General features: G+C 67.0%; 16 protein-coding genes and 2 pseudogenes. 8 read left to right on the forward strand and 10 right to left on the reverse strand.

Features of this window, described 5'->3' with window-relative positions; genetic code table 11:
• Nucleotides 1–17: 17 nt before the first annotated feature.
• From A5709_RS21035 to A5709_RS21050, 4 genes are all read right to left on the reverse strand, one after another.
• The gene (locus A5709_RS21035; protein ID WP_066955180.1) at nt 18–860 is read right to left on the reverse strand and encodes an ABC transporter permease; all 843 of its coding nucleotides are present in this window, start codon (nt 858–860) and stop codon (nt 18–20) included.
• Between the two features lie 7 nt (nt 861–867).
• Nucleotides 868–1,632 carry an ABC transporter permease gene (locus tag A5709_RS21040; protein ID WP_066955184.1) on the reverse strand — a complete coding sequence of 255 codons (765 nt, stop codon included), beginning with the start codon at nt 1,630–1,632 and terminating at the stop codon, nt 868–870.
• Nucleotides 1,633–1,868: 236 nt separating this feature from the next.
• The gene (locus A5709_RS21045) at nt 1,869–2,783 is read right to left on the reverse strand and encodes a 3-oxoacyl-ACP reductase (RefSeq protein ID WP_067946129.1); all 915 of its coding nucleotides are present in this window, start codon (nt 2,781–2,783) and stop codon (nt 1,869–1,871) included.
• Between the two features lie 33 nt (nt 2,784–2,816).
• Complete coding sequence (locus A5709_RS21050) at nt 2,817–3,008, reverse strand: ferredoxin (protein ID WP_066955960.1); 192 nt, start codon at nt 3,006–3,008, stop codon at nt 2,817–2,819.
• A 201-nt stretch (nt 3,009–3,209) separates the two neighbouring features.
• Between A5709_RS21050 and A5709_RS21055 the strand changes: the two genes are divergently transcribed.
• The 5 genes from A5709_RS21055 (at nt 3,210) to A5709_RS21070 (ending at nt 8,097) form a co-directional block, all read left to right on the forward strand.
• The gene (locus A5709_RS21055; protein ID WP_068122148.1) at nt 3,210–4,388 is read left to right on the forward strand and encodes an acyl-CoA dehydrogenase; all 1,179 of its coding nucleotides are present in this window, start codon (nt 3,210–3,212) and stop codon (nt 4,386–4,388) included.
• A 27-nt stretch (nt 4,389–4,415) separates the two neighbouring features.
• Nucleotides 4,416–5,513, forward strand: coding sequence for an acyl-CoA dehydrogenase family protein (locus A5709_RS21060; RefSeq protein ID WP_068122151.1), 1,098 nt, complete (start codon nt 4,416–4,418; stop codon nt 5,511–5,513).
• 4 nt (nt 5,514–5,517) lie between these two features.
• Nucleotides 5,518–7,065, forward strand: a complete 1,548-nt coding sequence (gene fadD17, locus A5709_RS21065) for a long-chain-fatty-acid--CoA ligase FadD17 (RefSeq protein ID WP_068122153.1) — start codon at nt 5,518–5,520, stop codon at nt 7,063–7,065.
• 1 nt (nt 7,066) lies between these two features.
• Nucleotides 7,067–7,276, forward strand: a complete 210-nt coding sequence (locus tag A5709_RS27720) for a hypothetical protein (RefSeq protein WP_231987026.1) — start codon at nt 7,067–7,069, stop codon at nt 7,274–7,276.
• A 107-nt stretch (nt 7,277–7,383) separates the two neighbouring features.
• Nucleotides 7,384–8,097 (forward strand): serine hydrolase, encoded by a 714-nt coding sequence (locus A5709_RS21070; RefSeq protein ID WP_068122155.1) that lies wholly within the window; start codon nt 7,384–7,386, stop codon nt 8,095–8,097.
• Here the strand turns inward: A5709_RS21070 and A5709_RS21075 are convergent.
• Genes A5709_RS21075 through A5709_RS21090 form a run of 4 tightly spaced genes read right to left on the reverse strand, consistent with a single transcriptional unit; the run spans nt 8,083 to nt 12,882 of the window.
• A complete protein-coding gene (locus A5709_RS21075; RefSeq protein ID WP_068122158.1) occupies nt 8,083–9,633 on the reverse strand; it encodes an acetolactate synthase large subunit in 1,551 nt (516 codons plus the stop codon). The genes A5709_RS21070 and A5709_RS21075 overlap by 15 nt on opposite strands.
• Nucleotides 9,630–10,454: an amidohydrolase family protein gene (locus A5709_RS21080; protein ID WP_068122174.1), complete on the reverse strand. Its 825-nt coding sequence runs from the start codon at nt 10,452–10,454 to the stop codon at nt 9,630–9,632. Before A5709_RS21080 ends, A5709_RS21075 begins: the two co-directional genes overlap by 4 nt.
• Before the next feature lie 23 nt (nt 10,455–10,477).
• Nucleotides 10,478–11,245, reverse strand: coding sequence for a fructosamine kinase family protein (locus A5709_RS21085; protein WP_068122161.1), 768 nt, complete (start codon nt 11,243–11,245; stop codon nt 10,478–10,480).
• Complete coding sequence (locus tag A5709_RS21090) at nt 11,242–12,882, reverse strand: acyl-CoA synthetase (protein ID WP_067946142.1); 1,641 nt, start codon at nt 12,880–12,882, stop codon at nt 11,242–11,244. The genes A5709_RS21085 and A5709_RS21090 overlap by 4 nt, the downstream gene beginning before the upstream one ends.
• A gap of 70 nt (nt 12,883–12,952) precedes the next feature.
• Between A5709_RS21090 and A5709_RS21095 the strand changes: the two genes are divergently transcribed.
• Nucleotides 12,953–13,771, forward strand: a complete 819-nt coding sequence (locus tag A5709_RS21095; protein ID WP_067946160.1) for a crotonase/enoyl-CoA hydratase family protein — start codon at nt 12,953–12,955, stop codon at nt 13,769–13,771.
• Nucleotides 13,772–13,901: 130 nt separating this feature from the next.
• Nucleotides 13,902–14,765, forward strand: coding sequence for a hypothetical protein (locus tag A5709_RS21100; RefSeq protein WP_068122163.1), 864 nt, complete (start codon nt 13,902–13,904; stop codon nt 14,763–14,765).
• A gap of 36 nt (nt 14,766–14,801) precedes the next feature.
• Here the strand turns inward: A5709_RS21100 and A5709_RS21105 are convergent, their stop codons facing one another.
• Nucleotides 14,802–15,995: a cytochrome P450 gene (locus A5709_RS21105; RefSeq protein ID WP_067946148.1), complete on the reverse strand. Its 1,194-nt coding sequence runs from the start codon at nt 15,993–15,995 to the stop codon at nt 14,802–14,804.
• Nucleotides 15,992–16,126: pseudogene (locus tag A5709_RS28960) on the reverse strand (acetoacetate decarboxylase); the annotation flags it as partial. The gene A5709_RS21105 and the pseudogene A5709_RS28960, both read right to left, overlap by 4 nt.
• A gap of 7 nt (nt 16,127–16,133) precedes the next feature.
• Between A5709_RS28960 and A5709_RS21110 the strand changes: the two are divergent.
• Nucleotides 16,134–16,298, forward strand: a pseudogene (locus tag A5709_RS21110) (acetoacetate decarboxylase); the annotation flags it as partial.

A 16,298-nucleotide genomic window follows, 5' to 3' on the forward strand; every position in this document is an offset into this window, starting at 1 on the left:
TCCTTTAAGCGGTCCTCTTACCCGGAGAGGTTGAAGTTACCGGACGCGCCGTAGACAGCGAGTGAGATGAACAGTGTGATGACGACGACGACGATCAGCGAGGTGCGCACGGCCTGGCCGACCGCGATGCCGACGCCGACCGGGCCGCCGCTTGCGTTGTAGCCGTAATAGGTATGGACGAGCATCACCGCGATGGACATGACGATCGCCTGCAGGAACGACCACAGCAGGTCCGAGGGGATGAGGAAGGTGTTGAAGTAGTGGTCGTAAAGACCCTTGGATTGTCCGTTGATATACACCGTGGTGAAGCGGGCGGCGAAGAACGCGGCCAGTACCGACAGTGAATACAACGGGATGATCGCGATGAGTCCGGCGATCAGCCGGGTCGACACCAGGTAGGACACCGAGTGCACCGCCATGCATTCGACCGCGTCGATCTCCTCGGACACCCGCATGGCGCCCAATTGCGCGGTGGCACCGGCGCCGATGGTGGCGGCCAGCGCGATGCCCGCGATCACCGGCGCGACGACGCGGACGTTGAGAAAAGCCGACAGGAAGCCGGTCAGCGCCTCGATGCCGATGTTGCCCAACGAGGAATACCCCTGCACGGCGATGACGCCGCCGGAGGCCAGGGTGAGGAAGGCCGCGACACCCACTGTGCCGCCGATCATCACGAGCGCCCCGGCGCCCATTGTCATCTCGGCGATCAGCCGGACCGTCTCTTTGCGGTAGCGGGTGAGGGCGTTCGGGACGTACCGGACGGTCTGCCCGTAGAACAACGCCTGCTCACCGAAGTCGTCGATCGGCTCCTGCAGCCGGAAGGCGAGGTTACGCAGCCGGTAGGTGACGTCGTAGCTCATCGAGTACTCACTTCGCCGAGATTCGTACGCCGATGGCGGTCATCACCACGTTGATGACGAACAGACAGATGAATGCGTAGACCACGGTTTCGTTGACCGCGTTGCCGACGCCCTTCGGGCCACCCTTGACGGTCAGGCCGCGATAGCAGCCGACCAGGCCGGCCATCACTCCGAACAGCAGCGCCTTGACCTCGGCGAGCACCAGCTCGCGCAGGCCGGTCAGCACGGTCAGTCCGTTGATGAAGGCGCCCGGGTTGACGCCCTGCAGGAAGACGGAGAACACATAACCACCGGACAGGCCGATGGCGCACACCAAGCCGTTGAGCAAAAGCGCAACGACCGTGGAGGCCAGCACGCGGGGTACCACGAGTCGCTGGATCGGGTCGATGCCGAGCACCCGCATCGCGTCGATCTCCTCGCGGATGGTGCGCGCGCCGAGGTCGGCGCAGATCGCGGTGGCGCCGGCACCCGCGACGACGAGCACGGTGACCACCGGACCCAGCTGGGTGATGGTCCCGAAGGCCGTTCCGGCGCCGGACAAGTCGGCGGCGCCGATTTCGCGGAGCAGGATATTGAGCGTGAATGCCACCAGCACAGTGAAGGGAATCGATACCAGCAGCGTCGGGACCAGCGACACGCGCGCGATCATCCACGTCTGTTCGAGGAACTCGCCCAATTGGAACGGCCGGCGGAAAGACTGCCGGCCGGTGTCGATCATCATTTCGAAGAACCCGCCGACGGCACGGGCGGGGACGGCAAGCTGCTGCATCAACTTGGCTACCCCCCTCAGCTGCTCGCGGCGAAGTCTATGCGTCGCCTTAGCGGTATCTCTCGTCGCATGCGGCTCGGTGTGAGCCGGATCATATTAACCCAGAACAAGTTAATGCTGTCAATGAACAGCATTTCCTTGTCTGAAACGTTAACTTGCCAGGTCAGATGCGCTTATGACATTCCAAACTGACACACGTTCTTACTGCTGATTCCCCCCCACGAAGTAACCTCACACAGCTATTGCTCCATCAGCCCCACCGCGGAAAAGTTCCGCTCCGGATCCCGCCCAGCAAAGTACTCTTGCAGCGTTGCACTCAGTTGCGCAGGCTCCCAAGCCTCCCCCGAGGCGCTGAACTGATGCTCAGCGGTCGGCGCCGCAACCAATGTCACCCGCGGCCCGTAGACAATGAATACCTGGCCGTTGACTTCCGCGGCCGCCGGCGACGACAAGAACTTGACCAGGCTGACCACGTGCTCGGGTGACAGCGGGTCGATCCCGCCCTCCTCGACGTCAGGTGCGGCACCGAAGACGTCGGCCGTCATGGCGGTACGGGCGCGTGGGCAAATCGCGTTGGCGCACACCCCGTACCGACCGAGCGCCCGCGCGGCCGTCAGGGTGAGCGAGATGATGCCGGCCTTGGCGGCGCCGTAGTTGGCCTGACCCACCGGGCCGACGAGCCCCGCCTCCGACGCCGTGTTGACCAGCCGGCCGTAGACGGTTCCCCCGGCATCCTTTGCCTTGGAGCGCCAGTAGGTGGCCGCGTTGCGGGTGAGCAGAAAGTGGCCGCGCAGGTGCACCGCGATCACCAGGTCCCATTCCTCGTCGGACATGTTGAACAGCATTCGGTCGCGGGTGATCCCCGCGTTGTTGACCACGATGTCCAGTCCACCGAGACCATCGGCCTGGGCGACCAGCTCGTCGGCGGTTGCCCGCTCGCTGATGTCGCCGGCCACCGCGACCGCCTTGGAGCCGGCGGTGTTGATCTCGTCGATGACGTCTGAGGCATCGAGGGCGGCGGCGATGTCGTTGACGACGACGGTGGCGCCGGCCCGGGCGAGGCCGAGAGCTTCGGCGCGGCCCAGTCCCGCGGCCGCACCGGTCACCACCGCGACCTTTCCGGAGAGATCGGTCGCGTTCGTGCTGCTAGTCAATTTATGAATACCTCTAGTTTCGGGTCACGCACTTCAGTCTTCGCGCAACAGCGCGGCTCGCGGGCATTCGGCAATCGCCTGCTCGGCCAACTGCTCCTGATCGGCGGGAATGGGGTCGAGCTTCACGACGGCGTAATCGTCGTCGTCCAGGTCGAAGATATCCGGCGCGATTCCCATGCACACGGCGTTACCTTCACACCGGTCACGGTCGACGATCACCCGCACAGCACCCTCCTTGCACCTGGCCTTCACCTGAGGACATGCCCCATCAGTATGTAGGACCACCATAGGGCCCCGATACCGCCGGGGAAACGGCCGCTGGAATCTCAGACTAGAACGTGTTACAACCGGGAAGACGAACGGGTAGTTCTCGGCCGAGTAACGTCGGCTAGTCGAGGCGTGTCACGTTAACAAAGGACGGCTGGAATGCGCATCAGTTACACCCCTGAACAGGAGGAGCTGCGTCGCGAGCTGCGGTCGTACTTCACCACGCTGATGACCCCCGAGCGGCGGGAGGCGCTGCACTCGACACAGGGCGAGGTGGGAACCGGCAACGCCTACCGCGACACCGTCGCGCAGATGGGCAAGGACGGGTGGCTGACCCTGAACTGGCCCAAAGAGTACGGCGGTCAGGACCGCTCGCCGATGGACTCGCTGATCTTCACCGACGAGGCCGCGATCGCCGGGGTGCCGGTGCCGTTCCTGACGATCAACAGCGTGGCGCCGACCATCATGGCGTTCGGCACCGAGGAACAGAAGAAATTCTTCCTCCCCAAGATCGCGGCCGGTGAGTTGCACTTCTCCATCGGCTACTCCGAGCCGGGTGCCGGCACGGACCTGGCGAACCTGCGGACCACCGCCGTCCGCGACGGTGACGACTACGTCATCAATGGCCAGAAGATGTGGACCAGCCTGATCGCCTACGCCGACTGGGTCTGGCTGGCCGTCCGCACCAACCCCGAGGCCAAGAAGCACCGCGGCATCTCGATGTTGACCGTGCCGACGACGGCCGAGGGTTTCTCCTGGACGCCCGTGCACACCATGGCCGGTGTGGACACCAGCGCTACCTATTACTCCGACGTGCGAGTCCCGGTCACCAACCTGATCGGTGAGGAGAACGGCGGATGGAAGCTGGTGACCAACCAGCTCAACCACGAACGCGTCGCTCTGGTTTCGCCGCAACCGATCTTTTTGGCGCTCCGCGAGGTTCGCGAGTGGGCGCAAAACACCAAGGACGCCGGCGGGGCCCGGTTGATCGACTTGGAGTGGGTGCAGATCAATCTGGCCCGGGTGCACGCCAAGGCCGAGGTCCTCAAGCTGATCAACTGGGAACTGGCGTCGTCCAACAGCGAGTCCTTGTCGCCGGCCGACGCGTCGGCGGCCAAGGTGTACGGCACCGAACTGGCCACCGAGGCGTACCGGCTGCTGATGGAGGTGCTGGGGACCGCGGCGACGGTGCGCCAGGATTCGCCGGGCGCGCTGCTGCGCGGCCGGGTCGAGCGGATGCACCGCGCGTGCTTGATCCTGACCTTCGGTGGCGGCACCAACGAAGTGCAGCGCGACATCATCGGCATGGTCGCGCTGGGCCTGCCTCGAAACCGCTGAGCCCCCTCTTCCTAAGGACGAACATCGATGGACTTCTCGACAACCGAAGCGGCGAACGATCTCGGCGGCCTGGTCGACACGATCGTGAATTCGGTATGCACACCGGAGCACCAGCGTGAGCTCGACAAGCTAGACCAACGGTTCGACCGTGAGCTGTGGGGCAAGCTCGTCGACGCCGGCATCCTCACCAGCGCTTCGGCCACCTCGGTGGGCGGCGACGGATTCGGGGTGCTCGAGCAGGTCGCCATCCTGGTGGCGTTGGGTCACCAGTTGGCGGCCGTGCCTTACCTGGAGTCGGTGATGCTGGGCGCCGGGGCATTGGCCCGCTTCGGAACCGAGGCGCTGCAACAGGATTGGGCCGCCCCGGCGGTCAGCGGTGAGAAGATCCTCGCCGTCGCCCTGCTGGGCGAGATGGGCGAGGGACCGGTGCAGGCGGCCCGCGCCGGCAACGGTTATCGCCTCACCGGTACCCGCACCCAGGTCGGCTTCGGTCCGGCGGCCGACGCCTTCCTCGTTCCGGCCGAGACCGATTCCGGCACGGCCGTTTTCGTCGTCGCCGCCGGCGATCCCGGCGTTTCGGTGACCGCGTTGCAGACCACCGGCCTGGGCAGCGTCGGGCACCTGGCGCTGGACGGGACCGAGGTGGACGGCACCCGGATGGTCGGCGGCGCCGAGGTTGTTGTCTGGCTCGACACGCTGGCTGCCCTGGGCCGCAGCGCCTTCCAGCTCGGAGTTCTGGAACGAGGGCTGCAGCTCACCGCCGAATACGCCCGTGAGCGCGAGCAATTCGACCGCCCGATCGGTAGCTTCCAGGCGGTGTCGCAGCGGCTGGCCGACGGCTACATCGACGTCAAGGGCTTGCGGCTGACGCTCACCCAGGCGGCGTGGAAGGTCTCAGAGGACGTTCCCGCCGACATCGATGTGGCCAGCGCCGCGTTTTGGGCCGCCGACGCCGGGCACCGCGTGGCGCACACCATCGTGCACGTGCACGGCGGCGTCGGCGTGGATACCGACCACCCCGTACACCGCTATTTCCTGGCCGCCAAGGAGGCCGAATTCGCGTTGGGTGGTGCCACCGGCCAGCTGCGCCGGATCGGCCGCGAGCTGGCGGAAACCCCTGCCTAGTTTCGTGCTTCCTCCTGACCCCACGGTCACCAGGCTGCTGGTACCGCTGGTCGAGATCGAGGACCGCGGCGTCTATTTCGAAGACTCGTACGTCAGCTGGCGCGATCACCTGCGTCACGGCGCCGCGATCGCGGCGGCCCTGCGTGACCGTCTCGACCCGTCGAGACCGCAGCACGTCGGCGTGCTGCTGGAGAACACCCCGTTCTTCTCGGCGATGCTGGCGGCGGCCGGCATGTCCGGGATCGTGCCGGTGGGCCTCAACCCGGTGCGCCGCGGCGACGCGCTGGCGCGCGACATCGCCCATGCCGACTGCCAAGTGGTGCTGGCCGACTCGAACTCGGCCGAGTCGCTTGGCGGTATCGACCACGTGAACGTCGACTCCGCCGAGTGGGCCGACGAAGTGGCCGCACATCGCGATGCCGAGCCGCACTTCCAATCGGCGACGGCCGCAGACCTTTTCATGCTGATCTTCACCTCGGGTACCAGTGGCGAGCCGAAGGCGGTCAAGTGCAGCCACGGCAAGGTCGCGACCGCGGGCGTGACGATGACACAGCGCTTCGACCTCGGCCACGATGACGTCTGCTACGTGTCGATGCCGCTGTTTCATTCCAACGCGGTGCTGGTCGGCTGGGCGGTGGCGGTGGCCTGCCAGGGCTCACTGGCGTTGCGGCGCAAGTTCTCCGCGTCCAACTTCCTGGTCGATGTCCGCCGCTTCGGCGCCACCTACGCCAACTACGTCGGCAAGCCCCTGTCGTACGTGCTGGCCACGCCCGAAAAGCCCGACGATGCGGACAATCCGCTGCGGGCGGTGTACGGCAACGAGGGCGTGCCTCGCGATGTCGAACGCTTCGCACGGCGGTTCGGGTGCGTAGTCCAGGACGGGTTCGGTTCCACCGAAGGCGGGGTGGCGATCGCGCGCACCCCGGACACCCCGGACGGCGCGCTGGGCCCGCTGCCCGAGGGCGTGGACATCGTCGACCCCGACACCGGCGCATCCTGCCCCGCCGGCGTGGTCGGGGAGTTGGTGAATACCGCCGGACCGGGCCGGTTCGAGGGCTACTACAACGACGAGGCCGCCGAGGCCGAGCGAATGGCCGGCGGGGTCTACCACACCGGCGACCTCGCCTACCGCGACGACGCCGGCTACGCGTACTTCGCGGGACGGCTGGGCGATTGGATGCGTGTCGACGGTGAAAACCTCGGTGCCGCCCCGATCGAACGGGTGCTGCTACGCCACCCGGACGTGACGGAGGTGGCCGTCTACGCGGTGCCGGATCCGGTGGTCGGTGACCAGGTGATGGCCGCTTTGGTGTTGGCGTCCGGGGCCGAGTTCGACGCCGAGAAGTTCCGCGCCTTCCTGGCCGGGCAGCCCGACCTGGGGCCCAAGCAGTGGCCGTCCTACGTCCGGGTCAGCGCCGAACTCCCGCGCACGGTGACCTTCAAGGTGCTCAAGCGCCAATTGGCGGCGCAGGGCGTCGACTGCGACGATCCGGTGGTGCGAATCCAGCCGCAGAGGCAGAGAGGAACGTCCGCGGATGATGAAACTCCGTAAGGTGATCGCAGCGTCGGCCCTTCTCGCCTCCCTGGGTCCGGCCGCGCTCGGGTTGGGTGCCGGTTTCGCCACGGCCGAGCCTGTGCCGCCGCCGCCTCCGCTGCCTCCCCCGCCGCCGCTGGTGTGGGCACCGCAGACACCGGAGCCCGATCCGTGGCAACCGCCGCCGCAGGAGGAGTCACCCCCGCTGCCTCCGCTGCCGCCGAGCTAGCGACGCGCCGGCACCGTTGTCGCGCTGGGCGTTCAGACGATCGACGATAATGCGACATTGCACAGACATGTCGTCGAAGGAGACGCGATGGTTGGTCCGATCAGCGCATGACTTCCCGGCCTCTGGAGACAGCGCTAGAAGCGAGCTTCGACCAGCTTTCCGCCACCGTACCGGCGGACGTCGGCATTGCGATCGCCCGGCCGGATCGCACCTACTCGCTGGGTCGGTGGTGGTCCGGTGTCGCGTGGTCGACCATCAAGGTGCCGTTGGCGATCGCCGCGCTGCGCTCCGATTGGTTGCACGCCAAGGACCTGGCGGTCAAGGCCATCACGGAATCGGACAATCGCGCGTCGGAGCAATTGTGGTCCCGCCTGGGCGATCCGGAGGAAGCGGCACGGCGAGTGCAGGGTGTGATCGCCGAGGGCGGTGACACGGCGACCGTCGTCGAATCTCGTCGGCTTCGGCGTGGGTATACGGCTTTCGGCCAGACGCAGTGGACCCTGCAGCGGCAAGCAAGGTTCGCGGCCGAACTGCCTTCGATCCCCGATTCGGCCGACGTCATCGACCTGATGCAGCGCCTCACCAGCGGTCATCGCTGGGGGCTGGCCGCCAAAGGCCTTGCGGCCAAGGGCGGTTGGGGCCCCGGCATGCACGGCGACTACCTGGTGCGGCAGTTCGGCATCGTGCCCACGCCATCGGGTCAGTGGGGCGTGGCGCTGGCGGCCCGGGTCCACGACGGGGTGTTGGAGACGGGCGTCGAGGTCATGAACACGATGTCCGAGTGGGTCCTCAGCCGCCTGCCCGGGTTAGCCCGTTATTGACGGCACCACGGCGTCGATCAGGTGCGGCCCGGGTTCGCTCAAGGCTTGACGCAGCGCGTCGGCGAATTCCTCCGCGGTGGTGATGCGGCGGGCGGGCACGCCCATCCCTTCGCTGAGCTTGACGAAATCCATTGTGGGGCGCGACAAGTCCAGCAGGTCCAGCGCCTTCGGCCCGGGGGCCGACCCGGCACCCACCCGAGCCAACTCGATCCGCAGGATGTCGTAGGCGCTGTTGTCGTAGATCACGGTGGTCACGTTCAGGTTTTCCCGCGCTTGAGTCCACAACCCGGAGATCGTGTACATCGCCGAGCCGTCCGACTCCAGGCAGAGCACCGGACGATCGGGTGCGGCCACCGCGGCGCCCACGGCGGCCGGAATGCCGTATCCGATCGCCCCGCCGGTCAGCGTCAGCCAGTCATGGGCCGGCGCCCCCGCGGTGGCCTGGGCCAGCAGCACGCCGGAGGTGTTCGACTCGTCGACGACGATCGCCCGTTCCGGCAGCAGCGCGCCGATCACGTCGGCCGCCGACGCGGACGTCAGGGCGCCCGTCGGCAGCTGCGGCCGCGCCGCCGCCGCCACCGGGGCAGCCGTGCCGGGCGCGACCTCGTCGGCCACCGCGGCGAGCGCCTCGGCGGCGCCACTGTGCCCGGCGAGCAGATGCACCTCGCAACCGGCCGGGACGAGGTCACTGGGCATGTTCGGATAGGCGAAGAACGACACCGGCGACTTGGCGCCGGCCAGCACCAGATGCTTGGCATCCCCGAGTTGGGCGGTTGCGGCCTCGGCGAAATAGGCCAGCCGCTCGACGGCGGGGACCCCCGCGCCGCGCTCCAGCCGAGTCGGAAACGTCTCGCACAACACCCGCGCGCCGGTCGCCTGCGCGATCCGCGCGGCGGCCGCAAGGCCCGGTCCGCGGGTGGCGTCACCGCCGATCATGACGACCGTCGGCTCTCCCGAGCGCAGCACCTCGATCACCTCGAACGCCAACCGCCGCTCGGCACCCGCGGGTTCCGCGGGCACGGTGCCGCAGGGTTGCGCGCCGTCCGACCATGACACGTCGGCGGGCAGGATCAGCGTCGAAATCTGCGAGCCCGCGCGGCTGGCGGCGATCGCCTCGGCGGCCTCGGACGCGACGTCCGCGGTGTGTTCGGTGCGACGCACCCACCCCGAAACCGTGCCGGCGAGCGCGTCGATGTCGGATTCCAGTGGGGCGTCGTATTTTTTGTGATACGTGGCGTGGTCGCCGACGACCACCACCATCGGCACCTGAGCCCGCCGGGCGTTGTGCAGGTTCGCCAGGCCGTTGCCCAGGCCGGGACCCAGGTGCAGCAGCACTGCGGCCGGCCGGCCGGCGATGCGGGCATAGCCGTCGGCCGCGCCGGTTGCGACTCCCTCGAACAGCGCCAGCACGCCGCGCATGCGCGGGACGGTGTCCAGCGCGGCCACGAAGTGCATCTCCGAGGTGCCCGGGTTGGCGAAGCACACGTCGACGCCGCCGTCGACCAGGGTGTTGATCAGGGCCTGGGCACCGTTCACGTGATCGCCTCCAGTTTGAAAACGCGCTCGGCGTTGCCGTGCAGGAAGTCTCGGCGGCCCTCCTCGGCCAGGCCGAGGTCATCCAGTCCCGCCAGGGCGTGCGTGTGGGTCATCATCGGATAGTTGGTGCCGAACAAGACCTTGCGTTGTCCGGTACCGGTTTTCATGAACCGGACGAGCTCATCCGGAAGTCGCTTGATCGTGTAGGCCGACGTGTCGATATAGACATTCGGATGCTTGCGTGCGACGGCGACCATCTCCTCGGTCCACGGATAACCGACGTGGCCGCACACGATCACCAGTTCGGGGAAGTCGAGCGCGACCTGGTCGATGTAGGGAATCGGGCGGCCGGTCTCCGATGGTCGCAGCGGACCGGTATGGCCCACCTGGGTGCAGAACGGCACCCCCAGCTCCACGCATTCGGCGAACAGCGGGTAGTAGCGGCGGTCGGTGGGCGGTGCGTTCCACAGCCACGGCACCACCCGCAGGCCCAGGAATCCCTCTCGAACACGGCGCCTCAGTTCACGGACCGCTTCCATCGGGCGATCGAGGTCGACGGTGGCCAGCCCGCCAAACCGGTTCGGATGCAGGCGAATCCACTCGGCGACCTCGTCGTTGGAAACCAAATCCTGGCCGCCGGGGCCGCGCCACGCGCTGAGCAGGCCGAAGCGGACATCGGCCGCGTCCATGCTCGCGATGCTCGCCTCGATCGGGACGTCGGCATCCGGTATGGAGTCACCGGTCCAGCGCCGCAAGGATGCCAGCATGTCGCTGCGCAGGAACCGCGCAGTCGGGTGCTGCATCCACACATCGACCGTCATCGCGATCAAGAGTAGACGCGGTGTCAGAGAGCGAGCGCGGCGCGGGCGCAGGCGTGCGTCCGCTGGGCGTGCCCGCCACCGAACAGCACGACGTGCGCCAGGAGGGGGAACAGCTGGTGGAGCCCGATGCGGTTGCGCCAGCCGGCCCGCAAGGGCCTCGCCCGCTCGTAGCCTTCGACGATGGCGTCGTAGTGCGGACAGCCGAACAGCGCGAGCATCGCCAGGTCGCTCTCGCGGTGGCCGGCGTGCGCCGCCGGGTCGATCAGCACCACACCGTCGGGCGTCCACATCACGTTGCCGCTCCACAGATCGCCGTGCAACCGCGCGGGCCGGTCGTCGTCGTCGAAATCGCCGGAGCGGCAACGCGCTACGACGGAATCGACGGCGCCGCGGGTGGAAGCATCGAGCCGCGGTGCGGCCAGTTCCGCCATCGGGATCAGCCGCTCCTCGGCGTAGAAGTCACCCCAGCGGCGGTGCCGCCGCAGCGACATCGGCAGCGGCTGAGACAGCGGCCCGAAGAACCCGGGTCCGTCCCATCCGTCGGGCCCGGCGCCGAACGCGGGGGCACCCGCGTCGTGCGTGACGGCGAGCCGGCCGCCGAACGCGAGCGCCGCCTCGGGGCTCGGTGGCACCGAGTCAAGCCGCCGCAGGGTCAGGCTCGTCGCGTCGACGGAGACGACGTGCGCGCACGGCACGCCCCCGTCGACTCCGGCCAGCCACCGCAATCCGGCGGCCTCCCACGCGAAGTAGCCGCTCGGCGCGGCCGGGTGTTGCTTGACGAAGTCGCTCAAGCGGTCGCGTGGGCGGCGTGCACGTCGTCGGCGGGACGCGCCTCCGTCTGCTCCTTGGCCCAGCGGTAGTCGGGCTTACCGGCCGGTGACCGCTTCACCTCGTCGACCAGCCAAAGGCTGCGGGGCACTTTGTATCCGGCGATCTCGGAGCGCACGAAGCGGTCCAGCTCCGCCAGCGACGGCCGGGCACCCGGGCGGGGCTGCACGACCGCGGCCACGTGCTGGCCGTAGCGGGGATCGGGAACTCCGACCACCAGCGCGTCGAACACGTCGGGGTGGCCCTTGAGCGCCGCCTCGACCTCCTCGGGGTAGATCTTCTCGCCGCCGCTGTTGATCGACACCGAGCCGCGGCCCAGCATCGTGACGGTGCCGTCCTCCTCGACCAGGGCCCAGTCCCCGGGGATCGCGTAGCGGACCCCGTTGATGGTTTTGAACGTCTCGGCCGTCTTCTTCTCGTCCTTGTAGTAGCCGACGGGGATGTTGCCCTTCTTGGCGATGAAGCCGCGCACGCCCGAGCCCGGCTTCACCTCGTTGCCGTCCTCGTCGAGCACCACGGTGCGATGGTCGATGGTCACGCGCGGGCCGCTGCTGTGCGGCGCACCCTTGGCGACAATGCTGGTGCCGCCGAATCCGGTCTCCGAGGAGCCGATGGAGTCGGTGATGATCCGGTTGGGCAACAGCTCGAGCAGGCGCTCCTTGATGCTCGGCGAGAACAACGCCGCGGTGCTGCCCAACATGAACAGCGACGACAGGTCGTAGTCGTTCTTCTTGTCGAGCGCATCGAGCAACGGCCGGGCCATCGCGTCGCCGGTGAAGAACAGCATGTTCACCTTATGCTCGTGAATTGTGCGCCAGACCTCTTCGGCGTTGAATTCCGGTGCCAGCACGGTGGTTTGGCCCGAGAAGATCGACCGCCAGGTGGCCGACTGGGTCGCGCCGTGGATCATCGGCGGAACCGGGTAGTTGATCATCGGCGGGTTCGCGGCCGCTCCCTTGGCCAGGTCGTATTCGCCCTCGACGAATTCGCCGGTGGCGAAGTCTGTTCCACCGAGCAGCACCCGGTAGACGTCCTCGTGGCGCCACATCACGCCTTTGGGAAAGCCCGTCGTGCCACCCGTATACAGCAGGTAGATGTCGTCGGCGCTGCGCTCACCGAAGTCGCGTTCCGGCGAGCCCTGCGCGATCGCCGTGTAGAACTCGACGCCGCCGTAGCGCTGGTAGTCGTTGTCGCTGCCGTCCTCGACGACAAGGATCGTCTTGACGTTCGGGGTGTCCGGCAGCACGTTGGCGACCCGGTCGGAGTACTGCCGCTCGTGGACCAGGGCGACCATGTCGGAGTTGTCGAACAGGTAGCGCAGCTCGCCCTCGACGTAGCGGTAGTTGACATTGACGATGATGGCGCCGGCCTTGACGATGCCGAGCATCGCGATGACGATCTCGATGCGGTTGCGGCAGTACAGCCCGACCTTGTCGTCCTTTTTCACCCCCTGGTCGATCAGGTAATGGGCGAGGCGGTTGGCCTTCTCCTCCAACTGGGCGTAGGTCAGCTTCTCGTCGCCGCAGATCAGGGCGACACGATCCGGCACAGCGTCGATGGCGTGCTCTGCGAGATCGGCAATATTCAGGGCCACGGCCACCAAATTAGAACGTGTTACATTTCTTGACAAGCTCACCCCCTACGTGGACGGAAAGGCGGTAGCCGTGGCTGTGCAGAATGGTGAGGCTCCAGCAAACGAACAACCGGGACCCGACGCCCTCGTCGAGCAGCGCGGTCACACCCTGATCGTCACGTTGAACCGGCCGCACGCTCGCAACGCCCTGAGCACCGAAATGATGGAAATCATGGTGCAGGCCTGGGACCGCGTCGACAACGATCCGGACATCCGCTGCTGCATCCTGACCGGGGCCGGTGGCTACTTTTGCGCCGGCATGGACCTCAAGGCGGCAACCAAGAAGCCACCGGGTGAGTCGTTCAAGGACGGCAGCTACGACCCGTCGCGAATCGACGCCCTGCTGAAGGGGCGCAGGCTGACCAAACCGCTGATCGCGGCCGTCGAAGGGCCCGCGATCGCCGGGGGCACCGAGATCCTGCAGGGCACCGACATCCGCATCGCGGGCGAGAGCGCCAAGTTCGGCATCTCGGAGGCCAAGTGGAGCCTCTACCCGATGGGCGGGTCGGCCGTGCGGCTGGTGCGGCAAATCCCCTATACGGTCGCGTGCGATCTGCTGCTGACCGGCCGGCACATCACCGCCACCGAGGCCAAGGAGATGGGCCTGATCGGGCATGTGGTGCCGGACGGCCAGGCGTTGACCAAGGCGCTCGAGATCGCCGAGATCATCGAGAACAACGGCCCGCTGGCCGTGCAGGCGATCCTGCGGGCGATCCGCGAGACCGAGGGAATGCACGAGAACGAGGCCTTCAAGATCGACACCCAGATCGGCATCAAGGTGTTCCTGTCCGACGACGCCAAGGAAGGCCCCCGGGCGTTCGCCGAGAAGCGCAAGCCCAACTTCCAGAACAAGTAGACCCCTCTGGCGCAGACCCCTCGGGCACCCTTTTCCCGCCGAACGTGCTCTCAGGGCGGGAAGATCGGCTAAATCCCGCCACCAGAGCACGTTCGGCGAAACTGTCGGTGTTCGACCGCACACTTCCCGCGTGACTGCACCATTCCTCGGCAGCGAAGCACGGGCATCCGGCGACGTAACGCGCCACGAGTTACGCACCCGGTTCGTCGCGATCTATCCCGACGTCTACGTTCGATCCGGATCTGACGTCACCGCCACGATGCGTGCTCGAGCCGCCTGGCTGTGGTCACGTCGCCGCGCACTCGTCGCCGGCCACTCTGCTTCGGCACTGCACGGCGCCAGGTGGGTCGACGACAGGGCGCCGGCGGAGTTGCTGCATCAACACCGGCGGCCGCCGCCGGGAATTCACACCTGGCTGGATCGAGTCGCCCCCGACGAGATACAGCTGATCGAAGGGATGTCGGCAACGACGCCGTCGCGAACTGCCTTCGACCTGGCTTGTCGCAATCCCATCGGCAGAGCCGTCGCCGCTATCGATGCGCTGGCAAGAGCCACGAGGCTCGACACCGCCGAGGTCGAACTACTCGCCGAACGCTACAAAGGGCACCGCAATGTCAGGCGCGCCAGGCAAGCACTCGAGCTGGTGGACGCCGGAGCCGAATCACCCCGCGAGACCTGGTTGCGGCTGCTGCTCATCAACGCCGGTTACCCGCGGCCGCGGACTCAAATTCCTGTCTACGGCGAATACGGCGAGCTCGTCGCGGTGCTTGACATGGGTTGGGAGGACATCAAACTGGCCGTCGAGTACGAGGGCGATCACCATCGCACCGATCGCAGACAATTCAATCGGGACATCGCGCGTTACGAGGCACTGTCCGATCTCGACTGGATCGTCATCCGGGTCACGGCCGACGACACGCGGGGCGGCATCCTCGCACGAGTGGCCGCCGCCTGGGCCCGCCGAACGTGCTCTCAGGGCGGGAAAATCGCCTAAATCCCGCCACCAGAGCACGTTCGGCGAAGACGGCGCCTAGTTCAACGGTGCGCTCGGCGTGAACGCCACCGGCATTTTCTCGAGACCGGAGACGAAGTTGGCCGGCCGCAGGGGCAGGTCGGCGTCCGAAGCCAGTCGCATGTCCGGCAGCCGCTGCAGCAGCCGGGTCTGCATGATCGACAGCTCCAGCCGGGCGAGCTGGTTGCCAAGACAGAAGTGCGTCCCGAAGCCGAAGGCGAGGTGGTTGTTCGGGTAGCGCTCGATGTTGAACGTCTCCGGGTCGTCGAACACCTTCTCGTCGAAGTTCGCCGACTCGAACAGCAGGATCATCTTCTCGCCCTGGCGCAGCTGGGTGCCGTGGAATTCGGTGTCGGCGGTGATCGTGCGCGCCATGTTCTTCACCGGTGCGGTCCAGCGCAGCATCTCTTCGATCGCGTTGGGCAGCAGGCTCAGGTCGGCCGCCAGGCGCCGGTGCTGCTCGGGATGCAGCAGCAGCTGGCGCGTCCCGCCGGACAGCGTGTGGCGCGTCGTCTCGTCGCCGCCGATCAACAGCAGGAGGACCTCGGTGACGATCTGGTGGTCCTCGAGCCGTGAGCCCTCGACCTCCGCGTGCACGAGGACGCTGACCAGGTCGTCGGTCGGCTCGGACTTGCGGGCCTCGATCATGCCCATCATGTACTGGCTGTAGGCCGCGAAAGCGTCCATGGTGACCTGGACGTCCGCTTCGGCCGCGGTGCTGCTCAACGCGCCGACCAAGTCGTCGGACCACTTGAGGAACATCTTGCGTTCCTCGGGGCGCACGCCGAGCATGTCGCCGATGACCGCCATCGGCAGGGGCGCGGCCAGGTCCCAGACGAAGTCGCACTCGCCGCGTTCACACACCGCGTCGATCAGCGTGTCACACAGCGAAACGATCTTGGATTCAAGGTCTTTCACGCGTTTGCGGGTGAAGCCGGAGTTGACGAGCTTGCGGCGCAACAGATGTTGCGGATCGTCCATCTCGATCATCATCTCGACCCCCGGTTGGTCGGGTCGGATGCCGCCGGCATTCGAGAACAGCTCCGGGTTGCGCTCGGCCTCGATCACTGCCTGGTAGGTCGAGGCGGCGGCTAATCCGTTGCGGTCGCGAAAGACAGGCTCGTTCTCGCGCATCCACTTGTAGATGGGTCGAGAGTCACCGGCGTAGAAAGTCCCGTCGGTGAGGTCGACGTCGGGTTTCGTCATGGTCATGAGATCTCCTGGGCATCACCGAAGGACATTTGTACGTGGTCGACAGAGCTGGACACCATGGCACGCTTTGGAAGACCAAGCGACGCAAGTTCTTTCGAGTACGGATGGTCGCCCAGCCGGATGCTCACCCCGCGCCAGCAAGCGCAACGCACGTACTCGCACCGCGACGGCATCACCCGCGAAACCGCCTTCGAACACACCCTGGACGGCGTACGCACCCGATTCGGCGGGGTGAGCATCCGGCTGGGCGACCATCCGTACTCGAAAGAACTTGCGTCGCTTGGTCTTCCAAAGCGTGCCATG

The organism is Mycobacterium sp. E1386 (assembly GCF_001672745.1).
Taxonomy (GTDB): domain Bacteria; phylum Actinomycetota; class Actinomycetes; order Mycobacteriales; family Mycobacteriaceae; genus Mycobacterium.

Excerpts from the sequence above, each read along its gene's own strand:
- A5709_RS21035 (WP_066955180.1), bottom strand. The coding sequence starts at position 860 with ATGAGCTACGACGTCACCTACCGGCTGCGTAACCTCGCCTTCCGGCTG.
- A5709_RS21055 (WP_068122148.1), top strand. The coding sequence starts at position 3,210 with ATGCGCATCAGTTACACCCCTGAACAGGAGGAGCTGCGTCGCGAGCTG.
- A5709_RS21060 (WP_068122151.1), top strand. The coding sequence starts at position 4,416 with ATGGACTTCTCGACAACCGAAGCGGCGAACGATCTCGGCGGCCTGGTC.
- A5709_RS21070 (WP_068122155.1), top strand. The coding sequence starts at position 7,384 with ATGACTTCCCGGCCTCTGGAGACAGCGCTAGAAGCGAGCTTCGACCAG.
- A5709_RS21080 (WP_068122174.1), bottom strand. The coding sequence starts at position 10,454 with ATGACGGTCGATGTGTGGATGCAGCACCCGACTGCGCGGTTCCTGCGC.
- A5709_RS21105 (WP_067946148.1), bottom strand. The coding sequence starts at position 15,995 with ATGACCATGACGAAACCCGACGTCGACCTCACCGACGGGACTTTCTAC.